The sequence below is a fragment of the Pontivivens nitratireducens genome (assembly GCF_014235845.1).
Classification (GTDB): Bacteria; Pseudomonadota; Alphaproteobacteria; order Rhodobacterales; family Rhodobacteraceae; genus Pontivivens; species Pontivivens nitratireducens.
In genome coordinates, this window is sequence record NZ_JACJUQ010000016.1 from 39,027 (window position 1) to 49,190 (window position 10,164).

General features: G+C 63.5%; 6 protein-coding genes. 4 read left to right on the forward strand and 2 right to left on the reverse strand.

The annotated features are described in order from the left end of the window. Positions 1–62 precede the first annotated feature (62 nt). Positions 63–1,241 (reverse strand): cytochrome P450, encoded by a 1,179-nt coding sequence (locus H1S03_RS14710; RefSeq protein WP_347339236.1) that lies wholly within the window; start codon positions 1,239–1,241, stop codon positions 63–65. Further along, positions 1,238–2,389 carry a trans-sulfuration enzyme family protein gene (locus H1S03_RS14715; RefSeq protein ID WP_185805070.1) on the reverse strand — a complete coding sequence of 384 codons (1,152 nt, stop codon included), beginning with the start codon at positions 2,387–2,389 and terminating at the stop codon, positions 1,238–1,240. Before H1S03_RS14715 ends, H1S03_RS14710 begins: the two co-directional genes overlap by 4 nt. Positions 2,390–2,575: 186 nt before the next feature. Here H1S03_RS14715 and H1S03_RS14720 point away from each other — a divergent pair, with 186 nt between their 5' ends. The 4 genes from H1S03_RS14720 to H1S03_RS14735 all read left to right on the forward strand — a co-directional run bounded on the left by H1S03_RS14720 (position 2,576) and on the right by H1S03_RS14735 (position 10,093). Next, positions 2,576–3,586, forward strand: a complete 1,011-nt coding sequence (locus tag H1S03_RS14720) for an Ldh family oxidoreductase (protein WP_185805071.1) — start codon at positions 2,576–2,578, stop codon at positions 3,584–3,586. A gap of 32 nt (positions 3,587–3,618) precedes the next feature. Further along, entirely contained in the window at positions 3,619–4,608 is a 990-nt protein-coding gene (locus H1S03_RS14725; RefSeq protein WP_185805072.1) for an aldose epimerase family protein, read from the forward strand. A 532-nt stretch (positions 4,609–5,140) separates the two neighbouring features. Continuing rightward, complete coding sequence (locus tag H1S03_RS14730; protein ID WP_185805073.1) at positions 5,141–8,770, forward strand: vitamin B12-dependent ribonucleotide reductase; 3,630 nt, start codon at positions 5,141–5,143, stop codon at positions 8,768–8,770. A gap of 231 nt (positions 8,771–9,001) precedes the next feature. Then, on the forward strand, positions 9,002–10,093 hold the full coding sequence (locus H1S03_RS14735) for a sensor histidine kinase (RefSeq protein WP_185805074.1): 1,092 nt from the start codon (positions 9,002–9,004) through the stop codon (positions 10,091–10,093). The last annotated feature ends 71 nt before the right edge of the window (positions 10,094–10,164 follow it).

Consider the following 10,164-nt stretch of genomic DNA (forward strand, 5'->3'; position numbering starts at 1 on the left):
CCCTTTCGGCCGGTTCTGCGAAATCCTAGCATGGCCCATATAGGCCTCAAACGGGCAAGGCGCTACGTGCGGAAGGTCACTGGCAGACGTTCAAGGCCGTGAAAGTGCCAACGGTCCGCAAAGAACGCCGTTTCGGCAAGTTCCAGTTCCGGCATGCGGTCGATCAGGATCGGCAGCGCAATGGAGATTTCCAGCCGCGCCAGCGGTCCGCCGATGCAGAAATGCAGCCCCGCGCCAAGCGCCAGTTGCGGCCCCGGTTCGCGCGTCGGATCGAAGCGGGCGGGATCGGTCCAGACAGCAGGATCGCGATTTGCCGCCGCCAGCAGCAGCCCGACCTGTTCCCCCTTGGCGAAGGAATGTCCGAAGATTTCGACATCCTGCATCGCATAGCGTGAGAACAGGTGCAGCGGCGGATCGTGGCGCAGGATTTCCTCGGTCAGTTTGGCCGGGTCATGTGCGTGCCACTGACCTGTCTGAACCAGCGTGCGGATGCCGTTTCCCAGCGCGTGCACCGTCGCCTCATGCCCCGCGTTCAACAGCAGGATACAGGTGGCGATCAGTTCGTCGGCGGAGAGTTTCTCACCATCTTCCTCCGCTGCGATCAGGGCGCTGATCAGGTCGTCGCGCGGGGCGGCGCGGCGTTCGGTCAGATAGGTTTCCAGAAATGCGCGGAAGGCTTGTGTGGATGCGACGGCGGTATCCTCGATCATCCGGTCGCGGCGAATCTGGTACATCGCCACCATGTCGTGCGACCAACGCAGCAGGTCATCGGCGCGATCCTCGGGCACGCCCAGCAGGCGACAGATCACGATGACGGGCAGCCGCTCACAAAACTTTGCCAGCAAGTCGTCACCGGGTTCAAGATCGTCCAGCAAGCTATTGGAAAGGCTGTGTATATCTGGTGTCATAGCCTCAACCGTGCGCGGCGTGAAGGCGCGGGTTATCAGCCGTCGCAGGCGGGTGTGTTCGGGCGGCTCACGGTCCAGAAGGGACAGACGGTCGATTTCATAGAACGGGGCGACATGCGGTTCAGGCTCCACCGGAAAGGGGTTCTCACGACCAAAGCGGCGGTCGCGCAGCAGGGCGTTGACCTCTGCATGACCGGCGGCGACGGGCATCGACAACTCGTCCCACACGACCAGCGGACCGGCGGCGCGCAGTCTGTCGTAGAACGGGTAGGGGTTCTGGACAAAGACGGGATCACGCGGCGATTGCGACAGGCGCGGCAGATCGTGGCTCATGGCGCGGAGTCCAATGCCTGTTCCAGATCCGCGATCAGGTCGGAGACGCTCTCGATCCCGATGGACAGGCGCAGCAGCTCCGGTTTCACCACGGAATGCGGCCCCTCGACCGCGATGCGATGCTCGATCAGGCTTTCGACACCGCCCAGCGAGGTCGCGGGAATGAACGCCTGCGTATGGGTCGCAACATGCTGCGCGGCGGCGCGACTGCGGGCGATCAGCGACATCATTCCGCCAAACCCGTTCGTCATCTGGCGCGCCGCGATGGCGTGGCCGGGATGCGAGGGCAAACCGGGGTAGAGCACGGCGGCCAGCTTCGGATGCCCGTCGAAATGCTGTGCGATGGTCAGCGCGCTCTCGCTCGCCCGTTCGAACCGCAGGTAAAGCGTGCGCAGGCCCCGGATCAGCAACCAGGCCTCAAACGCGGCCATGACGGTGCCTTGCAGCGTGCGCAGGCTGCGAACCTCATCCACGAAGGGGCCGTTTTGGGCAAAGGACAGCACGCCGCCGGTAATGTCGGAATGGCCGTTCATGTACTTGGTGGCGGAGTGAAAGACGATATCGGCACCGAGGGACAGCGCCTGCGTGGTGCAGGGCGGCGTCACGGTGCAATCGACCGCCAGTTTCGCGCCGACGGAATGGGCCAGCTCCACCGCGGCGGCAATGTCGGTCACGTCCCAGTTCGGATTTGTCGGCGTCTCGACCCAGACGATTTTCGTGGCGGGGGTGATTGCCTCGGCCAGCGCGCCGTCCTGAGTGGCATCATAGAACGTCGCCTTGACCCCCCGCTTTTCCACCAGACGGTGCAGCCAGTTGATGGTGCCGTGATAGCCGACGATGGGGCAGGTCACGTGATCGCCTGCCTCCAACGTCTCGAACAGGGCGACGATCGCGCTCATGCCAGAGGTGAAGAGCATCGAGGTGGCGGCCCCCTCCAGATTGGCCAGAATCGCCTCTGCATGATCCACGGTCGGGCCGCCGTCGCGGGCATAAATCGCGTTTCCGATGGGCTGATAGTCGCCATCGCGCGCGAAGGTCGAGGCAGGCTCGATCCCCGGCACCACGGCCCCGTGCACGGGGTTGACGAAATGCAGGGCCTGCGCCGCCCGCGTGGCTGGCGAAAGGTTGAGCTGGGTGGGCTGTTTCATCGTGTGCTCCTGAAAGTCGTGCCACTTTATCGCGTGGCATGGGGCGACGTGCAATGGATCACCTGTCGGCAGTTCGATTCGCGGCCTGGGGATGACGCGGCGGCGCGGTTCGGCGTAGAGAGGACGCTCGCACCCCCCGCGACGATTGCGTCGCACGGGGTGCAAGCCACCTTGCCGGAGCCTGACATGACCACCGAGACCCTGACCTTGATGCAAGCCGAGGCGCTGGCGACCGCCGCGCTGATCGCCTCGGACACATCGCCCGAAAATGCCGCGTCCACCGCGCGCGCCCTGATCCGGGCGGAGGCCGACGGCCAGCGCGGGCACGGGTTGAGCCGGGTTCCCACCTATGCCGCGCAGGCGGCGGTGGGCAAGGTTCGCGGCCATGTCACCCCGGTGATCGAGGACGTGAAACCGGGCGTGTTCCGGGTGGATGCCCGGCACGGCTTCGCCTATCCCGCCTTCGATCTGGCTCTGCCTGAATTGACCTTGCGCGCCCGTGCGCAGGGAATCGCGGTGGTCGCGGTACGGCGCTCGCATCATTTCGGGGTGGCGGGGCATCATTGTGAGGCGCTGGCGCGGCAGGGGCTGATCGCCTTCGTCTATGGCAACGCGCCCCGGTCGATGGCCCCGTGGGGGGCGGCGAAACCGATGCTGGGCACGAATCCCATCGCCTTTGCCGCACCGATGGCCGGGGCGCCGCTGGTCATCGACATGGCGACGACGACGGTGGCGCGGGGCAAGATCCTTGCCGCGCGGGAGGCCGGACAGAAGAGCATCCCCCAGGGGTGGGCGTTGGACCCCGACGGTCAGCCGACAACCGATCCCGTGGCCGCACTGGCCGGCACCGTCGCCCCGATGGGCGGTGCGAAGGGCGCGGCGCTGGCCCTGATGGTCGAGGTCATGTCCGCTTGCCTGGTCGGCGCGGCACTGGGGGCGGAGGCGTCCTCGCTGCTGAATGCCGAGGGCGCCGCGCCCGATCTGGGACAGGTGGTCATCGCGCTCGACCCTGGTCCGATCTCCGGCGGGGCGTTCGACGACCGGATCGCGGCCCTAGCCATGCTGTATGATCAGATGGAAGGTGCGCGCTTGCCCGGATCGCGCAGGCTGGCCGCGCGTGAGGCCGCAGCGCGCGACGGGGTCGAGGTGGACAGCACCTTGCTGTCGAAAATACGTGCAATCGCCGGGCAGGGGTGATCTGTCGGAAAGCAAACGGAAAGGGGACACTCATGCAGGTTATCGGTCAGGTGGACGGGCAGGACGTATATGAGTATGTCCTCGACAGTGGCGCGGCGCAGATCAGCGTCATGAGCCTGGGCGCGGCGATCCGCGATTGGCGCATCGCCGGTGTGGATCGTGCCATGGTGCTGGGATTTCCGACGCTTGCGGATCACCTTGCCCATGCGCGGGCCCACGGAACGATCGTCGGGCGGGTGGCCAACCGGACGGGCTTTGGCAGGTTCAGCATGAACGGTGAGGAATACCACCTGACCGTCGAGACGCCGCCGCATCACCTGCATGGCGGGCCGGAGGGGCTGGGCCTGAGCCTGTGGCGGATGGAGGCGAACGGCCCGACCGCTCTGCATCTGTCGCATCATTCCCCCGACGGGCATATGGGCTATCCGGGCGCGGTGGATTTCACCGTCGAGATGACCCTGACCGGCACGAAACTGCGGATGGTCATGGAGGGTGTTCCCGATCGGGAGACGCCGATCAACCTGGCCCAGCACAATTACTACACCCTCGGGGCGGAGGGCGTGCGCGATCTGGTGTTCCACGCGGCGGCGGAGGCCTACACTCCGACGGACGAAACCTTGCTGCCCTATGGCCGGATCGATCCGGTGGAGGGGACGCAATACGATTTTCGGACCCCCAGAAGCTCACGCCAGGCGGACCCGGATGAGAAGGGCATCGATACCAATCTGGTGTTGAGCGAAGGACGCCCCTTCGCGGTGCCGTGCTGCGTCCTGCGCAATCCCGACAATGGCGTGACAATGCAGATGTGGACGGACCAGCCGGGGCTGCAAATCTTCAACACGTGGCATTTCCGATTCGATGCGCCCCATCATGATGGGCTGATGACCGATGGCTATCAAGGATTCGCGGTGGAGCCGCAGCATTTTCCAGACAGCCTCAACAATCCGCAATGGCCCTCGATCCTGTATTCGCCGCAACGCCCGTACAGACAGGTTCTGGAGGTCGATATCGCCAAGGGCTGAGCGGACGGTTTTTCCCGGCTGAGAAGGGAACGCGAAAGGATTTGGTAAGGAACGCGGTGTCAGGATGTTCCTCAACCTTCGCGTCCCCACGCCGCCGTCAGCGAAATGTCGCAGGCAAATGTGCCGCGAGGTCATGGAAAATTTCGTCCGGTCCGTGATCTGAGCGGATTCTATCCACAGGGTGTGAGCGGTCTGCGAGCAACGCGCCATAAGCGCAATCAATATAGGACAAATCAGCGATCGGGTGCCCTTGGGGATGAAACCCGTGCGACTCGGAGCGTGCCTGCGGCATCTAGCGGATCGCTCGATATCAAGCGCAATATCTAGTTTATATGACAAAAAATCCGTTGACGATGCGGGTGCGCAGACTTCATGTTGTGTATCGAAGATGGGCGGACACAAGATGCGGCGCAGGCATCATCAACCGACCCGTCATACAGTTCACAGACACCGATCAGGGATGGCCGGCGCCGCCCCTTTCCGCGACAGCGGAAGCTTCCGTGCGCCATCCTGCCGCCACGAGGATAGTATCATGAAGATCGATCGCCGCTTTACCAAAGCCTCCAAGGATGCCTACGCAGCGTTGGAGTTCCGCACGACAACCTCTGAAATCCGCAACCCGGACGGATCGGTTGTGTTCGCGCTCGAAGGTGTCGAGGTTCCCAACGGCTGGTCGCAGGTCGCGTCCGACGTTCTGGCGCAGAAATATTTCCGCAAGGCGGGCGTGCCCGCCGCGCTGAAGCCGGTGAAGGAAAAGGGCGTTCCCGAATTTCTGTGGCGCAGCATCCCGGACGAAAAGGCCCTGGCCGAGATGCCGGAGGGCGAGCGCTTCGGCGGTGAAACCTCAGCCAAGCAGGTATTTGACCGTCTGGCGGGCACATGGGCCTATTGGGGTTGGAAGGGCGGCTACTTCTCGACCGAGGCGGACGCGAAATCCTATTTCGATGAAATGCGCTTCATGCTGGCGGCGCAGATGTCGGCCCCGAACTCCCCGCAATGGTTCAACACCGGCCTGCACTGGGCCTATGGCATCGACGGGCCGTCGCAGGGCCACTTCTATGTCGATTTCGAGAGCGGCAAGCTGGTCCGGTCCAAAACCGCGTATGAGCACCCGCAGCCCCATGCCTGCTTCATCCAGTCCGTCACTGACGATCTGGTCAATGAGGGCGGCATCATGGACCTGTGGACACGCGAGGCGCGGCTGTTCAAGTACGGATCGGGCACGGGCACGAACTTCTCCAGCTTGCGCGGTTTCAACGAGCCGCTGGGCGGTGGCGGCAAGTCGTCCGGCCTGATGTCCTTCCTCAAGATCGGGGACCGGGCCGCGGGTGCGATCAAGTCTGGCGGCACCACACGCCGCGCGGCGAAGATGGTGATCTGCGACATGGATCACCCCGATATCGAGGCGTTCATCAACTGGAAGGTCGTGGAGGAGCAGAAGGTCGCGTCGCTCGTTGCTGGCTCCAAGATGCATGAGGCGAAGCTGAACGACATCTTCGAGGCGATCCGCCAGTGGGACGGCAAGGAGGCAGACGCCTTCGATCCCAAGGCGAACCCCGGTCTGAAGGCTGCTATCAAGGGCGCGAAAAAGACCGCCATCCCCGAGACTTACGTCAAGAGGGTGCTGGATTACGCGAAGCAGGGCTATACCGCGATCGAGTTCCCCACATACGATACCGATTGGGATTCCGAGGCGTACAACACCGTTGCGGGCCAAAACTCCAACAACTCGGTGCGGGTGACGGACAGCTTCCTCGAAGCGGTCAAGAAGGATCAGCCGTGGGAGCTGTTGCGCCGCACCGACGGCAAGGTCGCGAAAACCGTGAACGCACGCGAATTGTGGGACCAGATCGGCCACGCCGCGTGGGCCTGCGCCGATCCGGGCATCCAGTTCCACGATACGGTCAACGCCTGGCACACCTGCCCGGCGGACGGTGAGATCCGCGGCTCCAACCCATGCTCGGAATACATGTTCCTCAACGATACGGCATGCAACCTCGCGTCCATGAACCTGCTGACGTTCCTGCACGATGGTGAGTTCGACGTGGACGGCTATGTCCATGCCACACGCCTGTGGACGGTGACGCTGGAAATCTCCGTCCTGATGGCGCAGTTCCCGTCCGAGGCGATCGCGAAGCGGTCCTATGAGTTCCGCACACTGGGTCTGGGCTATGCCAATATCGGCGGCCTGCTGATGAACATGGGTCATTCCTATGACAGCGACGAGGGCCGCGCCCTGTGTGGCGCACTGACCGCAATTATGACGGGGGTCAGCTATGCCACCTCGGCCGAGATGGCGGGCGAGCAGGGGCCGTTCCCCGGCTATGCCAAGAATGCCGACCACATGCTGCGCGTTATCCGCAACCACCGCCGCGCCGCCTATGGCGAGAGCACGGGCTACGAGGGTCTGGCCGTCGCACCCGTGCCCCTGGACCACGCAAACTGCCCCGATGGCCGCCTGATCAACATGGCGCACGCCGCCTGGGACGAGGCGCTGGCCGAGGGTGAGAAATCCGGCTACCGCAATGCGCAGGTCAGCGTGATCGCGCCGACCGGCACCATCGGTCTGGTCATGGATTGCGATACCACGGGCATCGAGCCTGACTTCGCGCTGGTGAAGTTCAAGAAGCTGGCCGGTGGCGGCTACTTCAAGATCATCAACCAGTCGGTTCCGGCGGCATTGGCCAAGCAGGGCTACGGCTCCGCCCAGATCGAGGAGATCGTCAGCTACGCGGTGGGCCACGGCTCCATCGGCAATGCGCCGGCGATCAACCACACGGCGCTGATCGGGCACGGTTTCGGTGAGGCGGAAATCGCCAAGGTCGAGGCCGCGCTGGCCACCGCCTTCGACATCCGGTTCGTGTTCAACCAGTGGACGCTGGGCGTGGATTTCTGCACCGGTACGCTGGGCATCCCCGAGGCGAAGCTGAACGACCCCACCTTCGACCTGCTGCGGCATCTGGGCTTCAGCAAGGGTCAGATCGAGGCGGCGAACAACCACGTTTGCGGCACCATGACGCTGGAGGGCGCGCCGCATCTGCGTGAGGAGCACTACGCGATCTTCGACTGCGCCAACCCCTGCGGCAAGATCGGCAAGCGCTATCTGAGCGTGGACAGCCACATCCACATGATGGCGGCGGCGCAGAGCTTCATCTCGGGCGCGATCTCCAAGACGATCAACATGCCCAACGATGCAACCATCGAGGACTGCTTGGCCGCTTACGATCTGTCCCACTCGCTGGGCGTCAAGGCGAACGCGCTCTACCGTGACGGCTCGAAACTGTCGCAGCCGCTGTCCGCCGCATTGATCGACGAGGATGACGACGAACTGGAGGAGGCCTTGATCGAGGCCCCGGCGGGCGAGAAGGCGACCATCCTGGCCGAAAAACTGGTCGAGAAGGTCATCTACCGCGAAGTCGCGAAGGGCCGCAGCAAGCTGCCCGAACGGCGCAAGGGCTACACCCAGAAGGCCATCGTCGGCGGTCACAAGGTCTACTTGCGCACCGGCGAATACCAGGACGGCAAGCTGGGCGAGATCTTCATCGACATGCACAAGGAGGGCGCCGCCTTCCGCGCGATGATGAACAACTTCGCCATCGCAATCAGCGTCGGCCTGCAATACGGTGTGCCGCTGGAGGAATACGTCGAGGCGTTCACCTTCACCCGGTTCGAACCTGCGGGCATGGTTCAGGGCAATGACAGCATCAAGAATGCGACCTCGATCCTGGATTACATCTTCCGCGAACTGGCCGTCTCCTATCTGGACCGGACCGATCTGGCGCATGTCAAGCCCGAGGGCGAGGTGATGTCCGATCTGGGCCGCGGGGTCGAGGAAGGGGCGAGCAACGTCCGCACCCCCGATGAGGAAGCAACCCAGCATTCCATGGACATGATCCGCCAGATCTCCTCGACCGGCTATCTGCGCAAACGTCTGCCGCATGACCTGACCGTGCTGTCGGGCGGTCTGACCGATCTGGCCGTGACCCCGGTTCAGCAGGCGCAGGCCTCCACCACGGCCGGAATGGCGATGGATGCGCGGACCAAGGCGAAGATGCAGGGCTACGAGGGCGATCCGTGCGGCGAGTGCGGCAACTTCACCCTGGTGCGCAACGGCACCTGCATGAAGTGCAACACCTGCGGCGGCACGTCCGGCTGTAGCTGATCGAACAGGGGGCGGGGCCATGGTCCCGCCCTCCGCGCGTCAGGCCGCGGGTGAGAAACCGGGCAGTCAATAACCGCAAAGAGCCTGAACAGCGAGACTGGGGTGCCCTTGGGCGCCCCATTTTTCTGGTTAACGACAGATTACTTCCCGAATCTCTAAAATGCCGTATATTCAATGGGTTGAAAGAAATCATCCCCACCCGGTACGTATGAATACCGAGTGGAGGATACGATGACCAATGAGTGGCGACATGCGAACAGCCCGGCGGAAAGCGGTCAGCATGACGTCGCCACGTATAGCGGTCCTGCATCGGACGCGATCAGGGCGCAACTGGCCCTGATCGGCGGCGACATGGGAAGCTTCGAATGGGATATTCCGGCAGGTCTGGTTTATTGCGACGCGCGTCTTGCAGATGATTTCGGCCTCCCCCCCGGGCACAAGAGCTACAGCGTCGAGGATTTCTTCGCTTGCATCCATCCCGACGACGTGCCTGCCATCGAAATTGAGGTCGATCGCGCCATCGAGGAGCGTGTGGATTATCACATGGAATGGCGCGTCATCAAAAATGGGGGAGAGATCCGCTGGGTCGGCGGGCGCGGCCGGATCGTAGAGCGGGATCCAACGGGGGGCGCACTGCGCATGTTGGGCGTGAACTGGGATGTGACCGAACGCAAAGAACAAGAGCAGGCGCTGAAGGCCCTCGCGATGGAGATGGAACATCGGGTCAAGAACGCCTTCGCGATGGTGTCCGCACTGACCGGCATGGCGGCCCGGCGTTGCGAAACCCCTGAGGAAATGAAGGAAACGCTGCGCGGACAGATCCGGGCGCTCGGTAAGGCTCATTCGCTGGGTGTATCAGGCACCGGGGCAGCGGATCGCGGCGATGTTGTCATCGCGGATCTGATCCGGACCGCCCTGGCCCCATGGGAGTCGCTGCACCCCGAGCTTTCGTTGCAGTCGCGGGTCACGGTCTCCGCCCAGGCGGGGGCGAGCCTGGCGATGCTGCTATACGAGCTGACAACAAACGCCACGAAGTACGGCGGGTTGAGCGATGAGGGCGCAAGGTTGAGCGTATCGTTGCAATGCCAGGCGAATGGCGACGCGGTTCTGACCTGGTGCGAAACCATGCCATCGCGCGCACCGCGTCTGCATACGAAATCCGGTCTGGATGGCTATGGCACGATCCTGCTGGCACAGGCCGCCCAAACGCTGGACGCGGAACTGACGCGTCTGTTCCACCCGGACGGATTGCAATTGATCCTCACGATCCCGGTGCATTCGCTGAAATCTCAGGATGCGATCGCGGCAAGAGTCACCGCCTAGGGCCTGTCCCCATAATCAGGCTTCCCCATTCGTTCGTCGCGTGATTCAGTATCTCCGACAGAGGAGGTTGT

What these genes read in the sequence shown, in the direction of transcription:
- H1S03_RS14710 (WP_347339236.1), bottom strand. Translation starts at nt 1,241, where the DNA reads ATGAGCCACGATCTGCCGCGCCTGTCGCAATCGCCGCGTGATCCCGTC.
- H1S03_RS14715 (WP_185805070.1), bottom strand. Translation starts at nt 2,389, where the DNA reads ATGAAACAGCCCACCCAGCTCAACCTTTCGCCAGCCACGCGGGCGGCG.
- H1S03_RS14720 (WP_185805071.1), top strand. Translation starts at nt 2,576, where the DNA reads ATGACCACCGAGACCCTGACCTTGATGCAAGCCGAGGCGCTGGCGACC.
- H1S03_RS14725 (WP_185805072.1), top strand. Translation starts at nt 3,619, where the DNA reads ATGCAGGTTATCGGTCAGGTGGACGGGCAGGACGTATATGAGTATGTC.
- H1S03_RS14730 (WP_185805073.1), top strand. Translation starts at nt 5,141, where the DNA reads ATGAAGATCGATCGCCGCTTTACCAAAGCCTCCAAGGATGCCTACGCA.
- H1S03_RS14735 (WP_185805074.1), top strand. Translation starts at nt 9,002, where the DNA reads ATGACCAATGAGTGGCGACATGCGAACAGCCCGGCGGAAAGCGGTCAG.